The organism is Vibrio sp. 970, from assembly GCF_033339075.1.
Map to the genome: position 1 here is coordinate 1 of NZ_JAWOTW010000864.1, position 508 is coordinate 508.

Sequence of the window (508 nt, forward strand, 5' to 3'; positions counted from 1 at the left end):
CCAGATACTATCGTCGCAATTTTTCCAACCATCAACTGCTGACGATTGGTGGCATTTGGGTTGAACCATACTTGGTAGAGGCTTTTGACCACAATGCCAGCGTTGCGGTTGTGTGCTGATGAAAGCGGCGCAATGGTCGCGGCCACCAATGCCACCATCACCAATCCGAGTAAACCTTGAGGCATGTAATGTTGGATGTAGTAAAGATAAGCGACGTTGTTCGCACTCTGCTCTAGTGCAGGATAGATCGCCAGTAAATCGATGTTTTGTGCTGCCACGAACCACGCTGGCATAAACCACAGTACAGGGGCAAAAACAAACAGCACACCAGCAACGAATGCGGCCTTGGTGGCGTCTTTATCGTTGGCGGTGGTCAGAAAGCGATAGCAGCTCAAGGTGTGGTTATTACTCATGGTTTGTTGCAGCAGCATGGCGATCGCCCACATCACAAACAGAGACGGCATCCTGATCTGTTCACCATAAATTGGCGTGGTGTACGCAAATACTT

1 protein-coding gene is annotated in these 508 nt (G+C 49.6%); it reads right to left on the reverse strand.

Annotated features, from left to right (window positions below; translation table 11 throughout):
- Positions 1-464, reverse strand: a 464-nt coding sequence (locus R7Q11_RS29610; RefSeq protein ID WP_411913169.1) for a sodium:solute symporter family transporter, incomplete at its 3' end; no start/stop codon positions are given.
- Positions 465-508: the final 44 nt, after the last annotated feature.